This is a genomic window from Dactylosporangium thailandense, from assembly GCF_059739745.1.
On sequence record NZ_AP029195.1, the window covers coordinates 4,893,685 to 4,908,880 of the forward strand.

The following is a 15,196-nucleotide window of genomic DNA, read 5'->3' on the forward strand; positions in this document are numbered from 1 at the left end:
TGGCCCCCTTCAGACGGCGGTGATGGTCCACTGGTTGTTGGTGCTGCCGTTCGGCGCCCACAGGACGGTCGCCGACCCGGCCGCGGTGCTGCCCGCGCCGTCCAGCGCGGTGCCCGTGCCGCGGTTGATGATCTGGTACCGCCCGTTGCCGACGCTGTTGAGCCGCCACTGCTGGTTGTTGCCGCCGTTCCAGGCCGCCTGCATCGCGTTCGCGCCGTTGGCGGTGTTGCCCCAGCTGTCGGCGACCATTCCGTTGGTGCGGTTGACGATGCGGACGTAGCCGGTGCCGAGGTCGACCAGCTGCCACTGCAGGTTCGTGCTGCCGTCGTAGTTCCACTGCTTGAGCACCGACCCGGACGCGACGCTGCCGCCGCTGTCGAGCACCAGGCCGGTCGTGGCGTTGGCGATGCGGACCCAGCCGGTCGTGGTCCCGCCGTTGCCGAGGGCGGGGATCTGGCCCGAGAACGTCAGGCGGACCACGTACGCGCCGGCGCTGTACGGGGCGCTCGACGAGGGCATCGTGATGTGCAGGCCGGAGCCGTCCTGGGTGCGGGCCGGCAGGTTGATGGCGGTGCCGGCCGTCGAGCCGAGCAGTTCCACCGCGCCGAGCGAGCCGAGGTTGATCCGGTTCGAGCTCAGCGTCGTGATGTGCAGTGTGCTGCCGGGCCAGCCCAGCACGGTGGCGTACAGCACCCGGTTGTCCTTGCTGCGGGTGAACCGGATGTCCTGGGCGGTGCCGGTGCGCGGCGTCTGGAAGGAGCCGCCGCCCATCTGCGTCGGGCCCTCGCCGAAGACGGTCCAGGCCCGGGTCGCGTACACCGACTCGCCGAAGCGCTTGAGGTGCTCGCCGATCGCGAGCAGGATGGCGCGCTGCCCGGACGGGATCGTGCCGTCGGCCATCGGGGCGATGTTGAGCACCATCGTGCCGTTCTTGCTGACCCGGTCCAGCAGGGCGTGCAGCAGCGCGGTGGCCGGGTAGTAGCCGATGCCGTTGGTGTAGCACCAGCTCGAGCTCGAGACGCTGTCGTCGGTGAGCCAGTACGGGCTCTGGATGTCGGCCGGGCCGCCGCGCTCGAAGTCGTAGACCTCGCCGCGGTTGTTGAAGCCGTCCTTGTAGGTGGCCGCCACGTCCTTGTTCCACGCGACCGCGCGGTTGTAGTAGTACGACAGGAAGTTCAGCCGCTGCGCCTCGGTCACCTGGCCGAGGTTGAAGTCCTGGAAGATGATGTCGGGCTGATAGCCGTCGATGACCTCACGGAGCTTGTCGTACCACAGCTGCTGCTCGGCCGCGCCGAGTTGGCCGTAGAGCTTGCGCAGGCTCGAGTCCGACTGCTGCGGGACCCACTGGTAGTAGCCGGTGAAGTTGTAGGCGTGGTGCAGCGAGACGTACAGCCGCAGGCCCTTGGCCCGGATGGCGTCGGCGTGCAGCCGCAGCAGGTCCAGGCGCGGCCCTCTGGCGACCGAGTTCCACTCGTTGACGCTGCTGTTCCACATGGAGAAGCCGTCGTGGTGCTCGGCGACCGGGCCGGCGAACTTCGCACCGGCGTCGGCGAACAGCTGGGCCCACGCGTCCGGGTCGAAGTTGCCACCGGCGGACGCGAGCTTCGGTGCGAACTGCACGAAGTTGCCGGCCTTGTCGCGGGCCCCGTTGATGAAGTTGTGGTACGGCCACACCGACGGATCGCCGTAGACGGCCTTGTGGTGGTTGTTCTCGTTCGAGCCGTTGTTGTACATGTTGCGCGGGTACCACTCACTGGCGAACGCGGGGACGCTGAAGGCGCCCCAGTGGTAGTAGATGCCGAACTTGGCGTCCTGGAACCACTCCGGCGCGGGCGGGTGCTGGTCGACCGACGACCAGGCCGCGGTGTAGCTCTGCGGGCCGCTGGTGGCCGCGGCGGCGCCGGGCCTCGACAGCCCGGCGGTGGTCGCCGCGACGGAGGCGGCAGCCGTCGTCAGTAGCAGCCGTCGGCGGGACAGCGGCAGGGAGGAGATGGACATAGCGGTGACCTCGCAATCCTGAGGCAAGCAGTAATACGTCATATGACCAGGTGTGAAAAAAAATCGCCGTGCGGCGGGTGGTCGTAGGCGATGCCTGATCGCCTACGACCTCCGACAGGTCCCTTCGCGTGGCGGGCGCTCAGGCCCGGGTCCAGCGCTGGTTCGCGGCGCCGGTACACGTCCAGAGGATGACCGTGGTGCCGTTGGCGGTGGCGTTGCCGTTCACGTCGAGGCAAAGGCCCGCCGCGGCCGAAGCGACGGTGCCATCGGTGTTGAGCGTCCAGCGCTGGTTGCTGCCGCCGTTGCAGTCCCACAGCTGAACCTTGCTGTTGGCGGTGGCGTTGAGCGGGGCGTCGAGGCACTTGCCGAGAGCCTGGAGGGTCTGGCCGTTGAAGGTCCAGCGCTGGTTCGCCCCGCCGTTGCAGTCCCAGATGATCGGCTGGGTGCCGTTGGTCGTGCTGCTGTTGGGCACGTCGAGACAGCGGCCGGAGGCGGCACTGACCAGCGTCGTGGTGCTCGACGGCGGCGGTGTGGTGGTACCGCCGCTGACCCGGTACACGACCGTGCCGTGGGCGGGCACCGTGGCCGCGATCGCGCCGGACGAGGTGGTGACCGCGCCGGTCCAGGCGTCGAGGAGCGCGAACGTGGTGCCGGCCTGGCCGACGGCCGCCGCGGTGGTCGAAACCGTGGTCGTGGAGCCGCCCTGGTTGAACAGGGCGACCGCCACGTCACCGTTCGCCAGCCGCTTGGCCAGCACACGGCGGGTGCCGTCGTTGGAGACCTGGACCGCCTGCAGCCCGAGCGGGTCCTGGTTGATGGCGACGAGCGTGCGGTTGCCGAGGATCGCCTGCGTCGCCGCGTTCATCGAGCGGATGTCGTTGCCGGCCAGCAGCGGCGCGGCGAGCATCGACCACAGCGCGAAGTGGCTGCGCATCTCGGTGTCGGTCATACCGCCGCGGCCGACCTCGAGCATGTCGGGATCGTTGAAGTGCCCGGGGCCCGCGTAGCCGCTCAGCGGGACAGTGACGTTGACGATGTTCTGGATGCCCATCGGGTAGCCGTTGGTCTGGCCGGTGTCCCAGGCGTTGGTGATGTCCTCGGTGGTGCGCCACAGGTTGGCGACGTCGCCCCAATTGCGCTGTGGCCCCGTCTTCGCGTGGATGCTGTTGGGGTTGATGCTGTACACGATCGGCCGCCCGGACGCGGCGAGCGCGTCGCGCATCCTGGCGAAGGTGTTCACCTGGTCGGTGATCGAGCCGGTGGGCGAGCACCAGTCGTACTTGAGGTAGTCCACACCCCAGGCGGCGAACTGCCGGGCGTCCTGGGCCTCGTGGCCCTGGCTACCCGTGGCCCCCGGGTAGGAGCCGAAGTATTGGGCGCAGGTCTTGTCCAGCGGAACCTCGTACAGCCCGAACTTCAGGCCGCGGCCGTGCAGGTAGTCGCCGAGCGACTTCATGCCGCTCGGGAATCGGGTCGGGTCACCCTGCAGATTGCCGGAGGAGTCCCGGCTGGGGTTGAACCAGCAGTCGTCGACGACGACGTACTGGTAGCCCAGGTCCCGCAGCCCGCTGCCGACGATGGCGTCGGCCATCTGCCGGATCAGGTTCTCGTTGATGTTGCAGCCGAAGGTGTTCCAGCTGTTCCAGCCCATCGGCGGGGTTCGGGCGGCACCGTTCTCCAGTGCCTGGGCATTGGGCGGGTGCAGCACTGCGGTGGCGGCCGCGACCAGGATCAACACGGCTGCGGCGAGAGTGGCCCAGCGCCGGGATGAGCGGCGCCGGCCGGAGGCGGAGAGCATGAGGTCAGTCCTTCTGGCGGTAGGGACTTCACCATTGTTAGCGCTAACAGACTGGCGCCCGAACGAGCGCCTAAGTTATCGAGGTCGATGAGACTGCCAGATGATGCCTGCTGAATCAAGTCGCGGCGGCAATTCGCGGAAGCGTGCGATGTAATTTTCCGCAATTGCCGAACAGTGACTCGAAATGTGTTCGCCTCATAACAGGTTTTCGCACGAGAGATGCGTCCCGGATCTTTCCGTTATGCCGATCCCGCGACGGGAGTCGCGACGAGCACCGAGGCTCCGGGCCGTTGACGGAAGACATCATACGAGTTATGTTTCCGACGCGTGGCAGCCGCCCGCCCGCGGCCGCCGGTCGACATGAAGGGTGAGCAGGGTATCGATGAGAGCAGTCGTGTATCACGCCCCGCGCCAGCTCGAGGTCGAGAGCCGCTCCGCACGGGACCCCGGCCCGGGCGAGGTTCGCATCGCGGTGGCCTACACCGGGATCTGCGGCACCGACCTGCACATCCTCCACGGGGACATGGACGGCCGGGTCGGCCCGACCGCCGTGATCGGCCATGAGATGTCCGGCTGGATCGACGCGGTCGGGCCAGAGGTTCAGGGCTGGTCGGCCGGCCGGCCGGTCACAGTGATGCCCACCCGCTCGTGCGGGCACTGCCATGCCTGCCGGCGCGGCAACACCCACATCTGCCACGCGATGCAGTTCCTCGGCATCGACTCCCCCGGCGCCATGCAGTCCCTGTGGAACGTGCCGGCCGACCTCGTCCTGCCGCTGCCCGGCGGCCTGCCGCTCGAACATGCCGCGCTGGTCGAACCGGTCGCCGTGGCGGTGCACGACGTGCGCCGGGCGAACGTCGCCGGCGGTGACCACGTGGTCGTGATCGGCGGCGGTCCGATCGGCACGCTGATCGCGATCGTCGCCCAGCGGCACGACGCCCGTGTGGTGCTGCTGGAACCCGACCCGTTCCGCCGGTCCGTGGCCGCCGAGCTCGGCATCGAGGCCCTCGACCCGCGGGCCGCCGATGCGGTCGGATTCGTCCAGGAGCGCACCGACGGCGCCGGTGCCGACATCGCCTTCGAGGTATCCGGCTCCGCCGAGGGCGTCTCGACCGCCGTCGACGTGCTCACCACCCGGGGGCGTCTGGTCATGGTGGCCATCCACGCGCAGCCCCGGCCCGTGAACCTGCACCGGTTCTTCTGGCGCGAACTCGAGCTGTTCGGGGCCCGGCTGTACCAGCGCGAGGACGTGGAACAGGCGATCCGGCTCATCGAATCGGGCGCCGTTCCCGCGGCCCGGCTGATCTCGCGGATCGAGCCGGTCGAGGCGGTCGGCGCCGCCTTCGCCGCCCTGGAGTCCGGCGGCCGGGTCATGAAGGTGCTGCTCGACTGGCGGGAGCCGGCCCGGTGAGCAAGCTGTTCGATCTGACCGGGCGGCGGGCGCTCGTCACCGGCGCGCGGCGGGGCATCGGACTGGCCATGGCCGAAGCGCTGGCCGGGGCCGGGGCCGACATCATCGGCGTCTCCGCACAGCTCGAGCCGACCGGCAGTGAGGTCGAGCGCCGGGTGCGCACGGCCGGGCGCGACTTCACCGCCCTTCGCGCCGACTTCGCCGACCGCGCGTCCGTCCACCGGCTGGTCGGCGAGCTCGACCAGCACGGCCCGGTCGACATCCTCGTGAACAACGCGGGCATGATCGCCCGCGCACCGGCCGCCGAGCATCCGGACGAGCTCTGGGACCAGGTCCTCGAGGTGAACCTGCGCAGCCAGTTCGTCCTGACCCGGGCCATCGGCAAGACGATGCTGGAGCGCGGCCGGGGAAAGATCATCTTTACCGCTTCGCTGCTGAGCTTCCAGGGTGGCATCAACGTGCCGGGTTACACAGCCGCGAAGTCGGCCGTGGCCGGGCTGGCCAAGGCACTGGCCAACGAGTGGGCCGCCCACGGCGTGAACGTCAACGCGATCGCCCCCGGGTACATCGCCACCGACAACACCCGGGCGCTGCGCGACGACCCGGTCCGCAACCGGTCGATCCTCGACCGCATCCCGGCCGGGCGCTGGGGCCGGCCCGACGACCTGGCCGGCGCCACCGTGTTCCTGGCCGCACCGGCGTCCGACTACGTCAACGGCGCGGTGCTGCCGGTCGACGGCGGCTGGCTCGGCCGATGACCGGCAGCCGGGCCGCGGCGTGACCGCCGTGTCTCTCCCCCGCCGCCCGGCGATGCGGTTCACCGCTCTCGGATTCGGTGCCGCCCAGGGCGGGAACCTCTACCACGCCACGAGCGACGAGACGTTCGCCGCGGCGGTCGACGCCGCCTGGGACGCCGGCGTGCGGTACTTCGACACTGCGCCGCACTACGGGCTCGGCCTGTCCGAACGCCGCCTGGGCGCGGCGCTGCGCGACCGGCCGCGTGACTCCTACGTGGTGTCGACGAAGGTCGGCCGGCTGCTCGTGCCCACACCCGAGACCGCGCACCGCCGCGACCCCGAGGGCTTCGACGTGCCGGCGAGCCACCGCCGGGTCTGGGACTTCAGCCGCGACGGCGTCCGCCGCTCGCTGGAGGCGAGCCTGCGGCGGTCCGGCCTGGACCGGTTCGACATCGTCTACCTGCACGATCCGGACGAACACTGGCACCAGGCGGCCACGGAGGCCCTGCCCGCCCTCGCCGACCTGCGCGACCAGGGCGTCATCGGCGCCATCGGCGCCGGCATGAACCAGCCGGCGATGCTCGCCCGCTTCGTCCGGGAGACGGACGTCGACCTGGTCATGTGCGCGGGCCGCTACACACTGCTCGAGCAGGGCGCCGCGCACGACCTCCTGCCGGCCGCGCGGCAGCGCAGGGTCGGCGTCGTCATCGCGGGCGTCTACAACTCAGGGCTGCTGGCCCGGGACCGGCCCCCGGACGACGCCACCTACGACTACCGCCCGGCTCCGGCCGACCTGCTCCAGCGGGCCCGGCGCATCGCGGCGATCTGCACCGAGCACGGCGTCAGCCTGCCGGAGGCCGCGCTCGCCTTCGTCCGCGGCCATCCGGCGGTGGTCTCGACCGTGGTCGGCCTGCGCAGCCCGGCGGAGGTGACCGAAACCGTCCGCCGGACCGCGGCCGTCGTGCCGGCCGCACTCTGGCCGGCGCTGCGCGCCGCCGGGCTGATCGAGCCGGCTTAGGGTTCCTCCCGGCCGGCGTCCGGCTCCGGCACCAGTCGCAGCCCGGCCCGGGCGGGCCGGACGTGCGGGCCGGCCGTCGCGGCCGGCGGATCGGCGGCCTGGGCCTGCTGAATCCACTCCTCGTCGACCCGGATCCCCAGACCCGGCTCGTCGCCGAGGACGATCCCGCCGTCCTGGAACTCCTGGTCGACATGCAGGCCGATCGGTGCGACCAGATCCTGAACCTCGGAGGTGAGGTGGTTCGGCACCGCGACGGCGGCGTGGGCCAGAGGGTTCGCGTGGTGGGCCACCGGGCTCACCGGCAGATCGCGGCCGTGCGCCACGGCGGCCACGCGGAGGAAGTGCGTGATGCCCCAGACGTTGCCCGCCTGGACGATGTCGACCGCGTCGGCGTCCAGCAACGGCCGGTACTGTTCGAGGCCGGTGAGGTTCTCCCCGGTGGCGACGGCGGCGCGCACAACCCGGCGCACGGAGGCCAGCCCCGCGGCATCCCAGCGGCGGACCGGTTCCTCGATCCAGGTCAGGTCCACCCGCTGCTCCAGGGCGGCGACGAAGCGAACGGCCTGCGACCGGTGCCACGACTCGTTCGCGTCGAACATCAGGGCGGGCCGCGTCGTGTTGCGCCGCAGCACGTCGCGTACGGCCTCCAGCCGGCGCAGATCGTGGTCGAGGTCGCGGCCGCCCTTGAGCTTGGCGGCGCAGAAGCCCCGATCCGTGAAGCGCTCGTAGAGTGCGACGAGGTCGTCGTCGTCCAGCGCGATGTCCAGCCCCGAGGCGTAGCCGGGGACGAACCGGTCGCGGCCGCCGAGCGTGCGCCAGAGCGGCTCGCCGATCGCCTTGGCCTTGAGGTCCCACAGCGCCATGTCGATCGCACCGATCGCGCCGAAGGTCGCGCCGTTGTGCCCGTTCTTGAACACCCGCGCGAGCATCCGGTCGTAGAGGACCGACACGGCCCTGGGATCCTCGCCCTCCACGGCACCGAAGACGCGGTCGATGTCACCGTGGGCGCCGATGCCCACGCCCTCCAGCCCGTCGTCGGTCTCCAGGATCAGCACGTGCACATCGGTGCGGGGCCCGGCCATCACGCCGTTGACGTCCCCGATGAGCCGGCCCCAGTCGTGCTGGGTGGTCAGGCTCCGATACCCGGTGACTTTCACAAACGCTCCTTGTCGGCATGGGTGGCGCTCACTCCTTGGTGCCGCCTGCCGTCATGCCCGCCACCAGGAAGCGCTGCGCGAACAGGAAGACGATCAGCACCGGCAGCACCGACACGACCGTCGCCAGGGCGAGCGTCGGCAGCTGCACGGACTGGGTTCCGGCGGAGCTCGGGTTGAACGCCGGGGTCGAGGCGAGCAGTGCGGTCAGGCCGACCTGCACCGGGTAGCCGTCGCTGGACGGCAGCATGACGAACGGCAGGAAGAAGTTGTTCCAGGTCTGCACGAAGCTGAAGAACCCGACCAGCGCCACGACCGGCGTGGCCAGCGGCAGCGCGATCCGGGTGAACACCTCCAGCTCGGTGCACCCGTCGATGCGGGCCGCGGCGAGCAGGTCGCGCGGCAGGCTCGTGGAGAAGTAGATGTAGGTGAGGTAGACGCCGAACGGGAAGAACGACATCGGCAGGATGACCGATAGGGGGCTGCCGATCAGGCCGACCATGTTGAGCTCCAGGAAGATCGGCAGTACCAGCGCGGTGTTCGGCATCAGCATCACGATCAGCGTCAGCACGAGCAGGGACCGGCGGAACCGGAACTCGGTCATCGCCAGCGCGTACCCGGCGGGGATGCTGACCACGAGCGTGATGGCCAGGGCGCCGAGCGCGTACAGCGCCGAGTTGCCGATCCAGGCGGTCATCGCCCCGTCCTGGAACTCGAGCAGTTCCCGCCAGTTCGCGGCCAGATCTCCGATGCTGCCCGGCCGGAACGGGTGGCCGACGAGCAGCTCCCGGGCCGATTTGGTCGTCGCCAGCAGCAGCCAGACGATCGGGACGGCGAAGAGCAGCACGAACACGGCCACCACGACCGAGACGATCGTCCGGCCGGCCCAGCCGGTGGCCGCACCCGCGCTGAGCCGGGGATTCGCCATGGACATGTCAGTCCCTCTCGAACAGCCCGCCGCGCGTCACGAAGACAGCCGACAGCGCGAGGGCGATGATCAGCAGCAGCAGCGCGACGGCGGCCGCGGCGTTGAAGTCGTTCTGCTGGAAGGCGTAGAGGTACGCCAGCTGGTTGAGCGAGTAGTCGTTGGGTACGACGGCGTTGCTCGCCTGGGACAGCAGCTGCGGCTCGACGAACAGCTGTGTGCCGGCCGCGAGGGACATGATGCCCATGTATGAGATCCACTTGCGCAGCAGCGGTAACTGGATGCGCCAGGCGATCTGGAGCGTGCTCGCGCCGTCGATGCGGGCCGCCTCGATCATGTCGGGGCTGATGTTGTTCAGGGCGCCGTACATGATCACGATCCATCCGCCGGCGCCGGTCCAGAAGGCGATGACGGCGAAGATCGGCGGCAGGTTGCCGGGGGCGATCACCTGGTTGAAGCTGGTGAATCCGGCCAGCCGCAGCAGCCCGGCCACCGGGCTCGCGGTCGGGTCGAGCACGAACAGCCACAGCAGCACGCTGGACGCGCCCGCGACCGCGCCCGGCAGGTAGAAGACCAGCCGGAGCGCCCGGCTCAGCCAGCGGACCCGGATCGCGTGCACCACGATCGCCAGGAACGTGACCAGCACGATCAGGGCGACCAGCCAGGTGAGCAGGAAGGCGGCGACGTGACCCACTGCCGGCAGGAACCGGAAGTCACCGAACACCTTGACGAAGTTGCCCGCGCCGGCGAAGCCGCCCTCACCGTCGGTGAACGCGAGGAACACGGCGTACAGCGCCGGGAACACGCCGAATACGGCGGCCAGGACCGTGTAGGGCACCACGAACCCGTAGGACATCGCGCGGTGGTGCCCGCTCGTCGACCGAGGCCGCGCGCCCACCGGACGCGCGGCCTCACGCACGATCGTCATGCGACCGTGTATCCGTCGACCTGAGCCTGGTTCTTGATGGCCGTCTGCCACTCCGGCAGCAGGCCGACGAGGCTCTTGCCGCCGGCGACAGCCGGGGTGACGGTCTTGGCCCAGATCGCCTCCTGGCTGAAGATGCCGGAACCCCAGCCGTTCCAGATCTGGGTGCCCGCCTTGATCAGCGGCTGCAGGTCGGTGGCGTAGTAGCCGCTGGACTCCTGCTTCTTGATCCATTTGTCGGCGGCCGGCGCGTAGGCGGGGTAGCCGGGGGCGAGATTGACCTGGTAGTCGTCGGCGGTGGTGACGAACTCGGCGAACTTCGCGGCGGCCTTGAGGTTCTTCGAGTGGCTGCTGATGAACCAGGTGCCGCCGCCCACGTTGCCGGTCACCGCCTCCTCGCCTCGCCACGGCAGCGGCGCGGCGACGCCGAGCTCACCCTTGGGGACGTTGAGCGACTGCGGGTTGTTGAAGATGGCGCCCGAGTACCACGCCGGGCCGGGCATCATGAGCACCTTGCCGGTGTAGGTCTTGACGAACTCCGGGGTGAAGACGCTGACCGACGGGGTGGTGCCGTTCTTGATGAGCACGTCGAGCATGGCCGCGACCCGCTTGCACTCCGTGCTGCCGGTGTTCACCGTCACCGACTTGGGTCCGGTGATGCCGTTGGCCTGGCATTTGCCGCTCCAGAAGTACACCTCGGGGGCGAAGGAGTCGCCGACGCTGCCGACGATGTAGCCGGGGTGCTCGCGGCCCACCCGCTCGCCGAGGGCCTGGTACTCCTCCCACGTGGCCGGCAGGGTGTAGCCGAACTGCTGCAGCAGCGCCTTGTCGTACCAGAGCACCACCTGCGCCAGGTCGTTGCGCAGGCAGTACACCTTGCCACCGACGGTGCAGGGGTTCAGCGCCCCGGCGGTGAAGTCGGCCAGGGTCTTCTTGTCCACGAGCCCCTGGTCGAGCACGGCGGCGAACGCCTGTTTGCCGTTGGTCGCCTGGCTGGCCCAGGCGGCGTCGTTGTTCTGGCTCGAGAAGACCACGTCGGGCCACCCGCTGCCGGCACGGTCGAAGAGCTGCATCTTGGTCCGGAAGGAGTTCGATCCGTTCGCCGACCCGTCGTAGGTGACGACCTCGAGCTTCACGTCCGGGTTGGCCTTCTTGAACGCGTCCACCGCACCCGCCCGGTCGGCGTCGACCCAGACGGTGATCGTCGCCTTGTCGTCCTGGGCGACCTGCGGAAAGCCGTACGAGCCCTCGGATGTTCCGCCGGACTTGCCACAACCGGCGAGGGCGAGCGTGACGGCGAGGGCGGCAGTGCTGATCCCGGCGAGCTGGCGGCGGCCGGTTTGTCTCATTCGCAACATATGCACGTCCTTATCGGTGAGGCCCTGTTGCGCAAGATGTCACTGCGACGAAATGTAAGGGCATACGTATGATGTTTGCAAGCATCAGATCGGCCGCGGCCGTACACTGTCCGCGGGCCGCGCCACGACAGCCGCGCCCGACGGAGGATCCATGACGACATCCCAGGCCGAACCGGACGGCCACGCCGTCGCGCCGCCCGCATGGGTACGGCGCCCGGCCAACCTGGGCCGGGCGGTCACCGCGGAACTGGTGGAGCGCATCGTGCGCGGTGTCCATCCGCCCGGCACGCCGCTACCGCCCGAGCCGGCCCTGTGCGAGACGTTCTCGGTCAGCCGCACGGTGATCCGCGAAGCGGTGAAGGTGCTGCAGGAGAAAGGGCTCGTCCAGGTCCGCCAGGGCAGCGGCACCGTCGTAACGCCGCCGTCGAAATGGAACATGCTCGACGAGCTCGTGCTCGGCACGGCCGTGGCCGAGGACGAGAGCCTGGCGATCCTCGACGACCTCGTGGTCACCCGGCGCCTGCTCGAGTCGGACATGGCCCACGTCGCGGCGCGGCTGGCGGACGATCCGACCATCGAGCGGCTGCGGGCGACGGTCGAGCAGATGGACGAACTCGTGGACGACCACGTCACCTACGAGGAGTACGACCGCATCTTCCACGACATGATCATGGAGGCGTCCGGGAACCGCATCGCCCGGGCCGTGGTGAAGGCGCTGGTGAGCCAGGTGCTGCACACCGCGCGCTACGTCGGGCGCACGGACCGGACGCTGTGCATCGCGTCGAATCTGGGGCACCGGCGAATCTACGAGCGCATCGCCGCCCGCGACCCGGAGGGCGCCGCCGCCGCGATGTTCACCCACATCAGCGACGCCTGGCTGATCCGCCGCGGCGGCCCGAGCGACGCGGCCCGGCTGCACCGGTAGCGCCGGTCCCGGCCGCGGCGACCCAGCGCCGCGGCCGGAACGTTCCGGTGTCACCCGAGCGTGCAGGCGGCACCGTTGAGGGCGAACGCCGCCGGGCGGGCGGTGTTGCCGGTGTGTGTGGCCTGGAAGCCGATCGTCGTCGAGGCGCCCGGTGCGAGCGCGCCGTTGTAGCTCATGTTGCGCGCGGTCACGGCCCCGGAGACGGGGCTGTACTGGGCGTTCCAGCCCGAGGTGATGGTCTGGCCGGACGGCAGCGTGAAGGTCAGCGCCCAGCCGTTGACGGTGCTGCTACCGGTGTTCGTGATGGTGATGCTCGCGGTCAGCCCCGTGTTCCAGGCGCTGATCGTGTCCGTGACGCGGCAGGCGGCTCCGGCCGGTGGCGGGCTCGAGACCGGCGGGCTGGACACGGGCGGACTGGAGACCGGCGGGCTGGAGACCGGCGGGCCGCTGGTGCCGCCGGTGCCGGTGAGGCCGAAGAACGCGACGGCGTACGCGGCCATGCCGGCCGAGGGCAGGCTGTGCCCGGCGCCCTGGATGCTGTACGCCTCGACCTGCACCGTGCCGGCGGAATCCGCGTAGCGGCGGCGGTTCCAGCCGGACTGCGGTGTGTCGGTGGACGTCGGCGACTGGCTCAGGCCGAACACGTTCGTCCACTGTTCGATCTCCTCCTGCAGCAGCGAGTACGGCACGAGCGTGTCGCTGGTGCCGTGCCACAGCTGCATCCGCGGCCGCGGTCCGGAGTACCCCGGATACGCCTGCCGGACCGCGTCGCCCCACTGCTGCGGGGTGCGGTCCATGCTGCCGCCGGTGCACCGGCTGGTGCCGGGCGGATAGTCCGCGGCGTTGGCGAAGCAGGTGAACGGCACGCCCATGAACGCCGCACCGGCCTTGAACACGTCCGGGTACAGGGCCAGCATCTCATTCGTCATCATGCCGCCGGATGAGCTGCCGGTGGCGTAGACCCGGTTCGGGTCACCGCCGTACTGCTGCTCCGCGTACGTCACCATCGACACGATCGACACCGGGTCGCTTCCGCCGCCTCGCCGCTTGGCCGCGTCGGACCAGGTGTCGAAGCAGTTGCCGAAGCCGGCCTGCTGCGTCGCGGTCGGGTAGATGACGATGTAGCCGTACCGGTCGGCCAGGCTCGCGAACTCGCTGCCCGAGTAGAAACCCGGGCCGGAGCCGCCGCAGCCGTGCATGGCGACCACGATCGCCGGGTGGGCCGGTCGCGCGTCCGGGACGTACACATGCATGCGCATGCCGCCCGGGTTCGCGCCGAAGTTGGTGACCTCGGTCAGCGTCGCCGCGTATGCGGGCCGCAACGCCACCAGGGTCAGCCCGGCGAAGGCGAGCAACGCCACCGGGCCGAGCAGGAGTTTCCGTCTGAAGCGCATGCGCCTACTCCTCGTCTGGTCGGACGGATCACGGCGCGGCTCCCAAGCCATCGTGCGGCATTTAGTGTGTACCCGGGACACATAAGTGTCAATCGATGTGGAGATCAGCCGAGGCGCTACAGTCGGGCCGTGGCCGACCCGTTCGACATCGAGGAGATCTTTCCGGACGACGACGAGCCGGTGCGGCTCCCCCGGCGGCAGTCCGGACCGGCGCCGCAGGGCCTCGCCGTGACGCTGATGGCGGACTACACCCTGCGGACCCGCGCGTGGCTGCCGTCGGCCGCTATCGTGACGCTGCTGATCGAGTCCGGGGTGAGCGAGGCGGGCGCCCGCACGGCGATCAGCCGGCTGGCCCGCCGCGGTGTGCTGCAGGGCCGGCGGAACGGCCGGCACAGCTCCTACCGACTGGCCACCGCCGCGGCCGACCAGCTCTCGGCCGGCGGTCAGTGGATCGTGTCGTCGGCGGCCGGGGCGGAGGCGTGGGACGAGCGCTGGACGCTGATCGCGTTCTCGCTGCCGCAGCAGGAGCGCGCTCGCCGCCGGGAGCTGCGCAACCGGCTGCGCTGGCTGGGGTACGCGCCGCTGTACGACGGGCTGTGGATCTCGCCGCACGCGCTCACCGACCTGGTCTCGGTCCAGCTCGACGAGGTCGCCCCCGAAGCGATCACGGTGTTCCGGGCCCGGCACGCCGAGTTCGGCGCGGCGACCCGGCGCGATCCACTGCAGGCCTGGGACATCGCGGCGATCGCCGCGCACTACGACACGTTCACCCGGCGGTGGCGGCCACTGCTGCACCGGATCGCCGCCGGCCGGGTCGGCGGCGCGGAGGCGGTACGCGCCCGCACCGAGGTCATGGACACGTACCGCCGCTTCGCCGTGCTCGATCCCCGCCTGCCCGTCCGGCTGCTGCCGCCGGACTGGCCCCGGCCGGCGGCCCGGGACGTCTTCACCGCCGTCTACGACGGACTGGCCCGGACCGCCGAGGAGCACGTGCGCGCGGTCGCGACCCGGCATGCCGACAGGTCGATGCCCGCCGTCAGCGCGCACACCGTCGCCGAGATTCTCGCCGGCGTCAGGGCGTCATAGGCGATCGTCTCCGGCGCGCGGGGGCTTCACTCCGCGCATGAGCTTGCCGAGGCGCGGCGGCGGCCTCACGCCCCCCGGGCCGAAGGCGCCCGCCGCGCGCGGCCGCACCCGCCGGTCGCCGACGCGGACCGGCGAAGCGATCGAGCGCACCCGGCCGAACTGCTCGTGCTCGGTCTCCACGATCATGCCGCGGTCCGCGAGATGCGGCTCGGCCAGCGCGGCGGTCAGGTCGTTCACCGGCGCGCACGGAATGCCGAGCACCTTGACCAGCGCTTCGCGGGTGGCCAGCCGGGCCGGGAATTCGCGGTTGGCCAGCCGGGCCGGGAAGTCGGCGAACCGGGGTTTGGTCAGCTCCCCGTCGCCGAGCAGCGCGGTCAGCCGGTCCCAGAACTTCTGCTTGGCGCAGCCGACGACCATCCAGCCGTCGGAGGCAGGGAACGCCTGGAACGGCGGCGAGCAGCGGACGA

12 protein-coding genes and 1 pseudogene are annotated in these 15,196 nt (G+C 70.5%); 5 read left to right on the plus strand and 8 right to left on the minus strand.

The genetic code is table 11. From position 1 onward, the window contains the following. Nucleotides 1–9: 9 nt before the first annotated feature. Nucleotides 10–1,998 (minus strand): alpha-L-fucosidase, encoded by a 1,989-nt coding sequence (locus AC6JBM_RS21200; protein WP_497985304.1) that lies wholly within the window; start codon nt 1,996–1,998, stop codon nt 10–12. A 139-nt stretch (nt 1,999–2,137) separates the two neighbouring features. Next, a complete protein-coding gene (locus tag AC6JBM_RS21205) occupies nt 2,138–3,796 on the minus strand; it encodes a glycoside hydrolase family 27 protein (RefSeq protein ID WP_497985305.1) in 1,659 nt (552 codons plus the stop codon). Nucleotides 3,797–4,178: 382 nt separating this feature from the next. Between AC6JBM_RS21205 and AC6JBM_RS21210 the strand changes: the two genes are divergently transcribed. Genes AC6JBM_RS21210 through AC6JBM_RS21220 form a run of 3 tightly spaced genes read left to right on the plus strand, consistent with a single transcriptional unit; the run spans nt 4,179 to nt 6,962 of the window. Beyond that, the gene (locus AC6JBM_RS21210; RefSeq protein WP_497985306.1) at nt 4,179–5,207 is read left to right on the plus strand and encodes a zinc-dependent alcohol dehydrogenase; all 1,029 of its coding nucleotides are present in this window, start codon (nt 4,179–4,181) and stop codon (nt 5,205–5,207) included. Next, a complete protein-coding gene (kduD, locus tag AC6JBM_RS21215; RefSeq protein WP_497985307.1) occupies nt 5,204–5,965 on the plus strand; it encodes a 2-dehydro-3-deoxy-D-gluconate 5-dehydrogenase KduD in 762 nt (253 codons plus the stop codon). Before AC6JBM_RS21210 ends, kduD begins: the two co-directional genes overlap by 4 nt. A 28-nt stretch (nt 5,966–5,993) precedes the next feature. Beyond that, nucleotides 5,994–6,962 (plus strand): aldo/keto reductase, encoded by a 969-nt coding sequence (locus AC6JBM_RS21220; RefSeq protein ID WP_497985308.1) that lies wholly within the window; start codon nt 5,994–5,996, stop codon nt 6,960–6,962. Here AC6JBM_RS21220 and AC6JBM_RS21225 read toward each other — a convergent pair. From AC6JBM_RS21225 to AC6JBM_RS21240, 4 genes are read right to left on the minus strand one after another with little or no spacing between them, the layout of a single operon-like run. Further along, on the minus strand, nt 6,959–8,119 hold the full coding sequence (locus tag AC6JBM_RS21225; protein ID WP_497985309.1) for a mandelate racemase/muconate lactonizing enzyme family protein: 1,161 nt from the start codon (nt 8,117–8,119) through the stop codon (nt 6,959–6,961). The two genes, AC6JBM_RS21220 and AC6JBM_RS21225, sit on opposite strands and share 4 nt — an antisense overlap. A gap of 28 nt (nt 8,120–8,147) precedes the next feature. Continuing rightward, nucleotides 8,148–9,050, minus strand: coding sequence for a carbohydrate ABC transporter permease (locus tag AC6JBM_RS21230; RefSeq protein WP_497985310.1), 903 nt, complete (start codon nt 9,048–9,050; stop codon nt 8,148–8,150). A 1-nt stretch (nt 9,051) separates the two neighbouring features. After that, entirely contained in the window at nt 9,052–9,969 is a 918-nt protein-coding gene (locus AC6JBM_RS21235; RefSeq protein WP_497985311.1) for a carbohydrate ABC transporter permease, read from the minus strand. After that, complete coding sequence (locus AC6JBM_RS21240; RefSeq protein WP_497985312.1) at nt 9,966–11,315, minus strand: ABC transporter substrate-binding protein; 1,350 nt, start codon at nt 11,313–11,315, stop codon at nt 9,966–9,968. The genes AC6JBM_RS21235 and AC6JBM_RS21240 overlap by 4 nt, the downstream gene beginning before the upstream one ends. A 160-nt stretch (nt 11,316–11,475) precedes the next feature. Here AC6JBM_RS21240 and AC6JBM_RS21245 point away from each other — a divergent pair, with 160 nt between their 5' ends. Then, a complete protein-coding gene (locus tag AC6JBM_RS21245; protein WP_497985313.1) occupies nt 11,476–12,249 on the plus strand; it encodes a FadR/GntR family transcriptional regulator in 774 nt (257 codons plus the stop codon). Between the two features lie 50 nt (nt 12,250–12,299). On the opposite strand, the gene AC6JBM_RS21250 is transcribed toward AC6JBM_RS21245, so the two are convergent. Then, on the minus strand, nt 12,300–13,643 hold the full coding sequence (locus AC6JBM_RS21250; RefSeq protein WP_497985314.1) for an extracellular catalytic domain type 1 short-chain-length polyhydroxyalkanoate depolymerase: 1,344 nt from the start codon (nt 13,641–13,643) through the stop codon (nt 12,300–12,302). 129 nt (nt 13,644–13,772) lie between these two features. On the opposite strand from AC6JBM_RS21250, the gene AC6JBM_RS21255 reads away from it, so the two are divergent. Continuing rightward, nucleotides 13,773–14,729, plus strand: a complete 957-nt coding sequence (locus AC6JBM_RS21255; protein WP_497985315.1) for a PaaX family transcriptional regulator — start codon at nt 13,773–13,775, stop codon at nt 14,727–14,729. On the opposite strand, the pseudogene AC6JBM_RS21260 reads toward AC6JBM_RS21255, so the two are convergent. Next, nucleotides 14,724–15,173: pseudogene (locus AC6JBM_RS21260) on the minus strand (CoA transferase); the annotation flags it as partial. The gene AC6JBM_RS21255 and the pseudogene AC6JBM_RS21260 overlap by 6 nt on opposite strands. Between the last annotated feature and the right edge of the window lie 23 nt (nt 15,174–15,196).

Excerpts from the sequence above, each read along its gene's own strand:
- AC6JBM_RS21235 (WP_497985311.1), bottom strand. The coding sequence starts at position 9,969 with ATGACGATCGTGCGTGAGGCCGCGCGTCCGGTGGGCGCGCGGCCTCGG.
- AC6JBM_RS21240 (WP_497985312.1), bottom strand. The coding sequence starts at position 11,315 with ATGAGACAAACCGGCCGCCGCCAGCTCGCCGGGATCAGCACTGCCGCC.
- AC6JBM_RS21210 (WP_497985306.1), top strand. The coding sequence starts at position 4,179 with ATGAGAGCAGTCGTGTATCACGCCCCGCGCCAGCTCGAGGTCGAGAGC.
- AC6JBM_RS21230 (WP_497985310.1), bottom strand. The coding sequence starts at position 9,050 with ATGTCCATGGCGAATCCCCGGCTCAGCGCGGGTGCGGCCACCGGCTGG.
- AC6JBM_RS21205 (WP_497985305.1), bottom strand. The coding sequence starts at position 3,796 with ATGCTCTCCGCCTCCGGCCGGCGCCGCTCATCCCGGCGCTGGGCCACT.
- AC6JBM_RS21245 (WP_497985313.1), top strand. The coding sequence starts at position 11,476 with ATGACGACATCCCAGGCCGAACCGGACGGCCACGCCGTCGCGCCGCCC.
- AC6JBM_RS21250 (WP_497985314.1), bottom strand. The coding sequence starts at position 13,643 with ATGCGCTTCAGACGGAAACTCCTGCTCGGCCCGGTGGCGTTGCTCGCC.
- AC6JBM_RS21200 (WP_497985304.1), bottom strand. The coding sequence starts at position 1,998 with ATGTCCATCTCCTCCCTGCCGCTGTCCCGCCGACGGCTGCTACTGACG.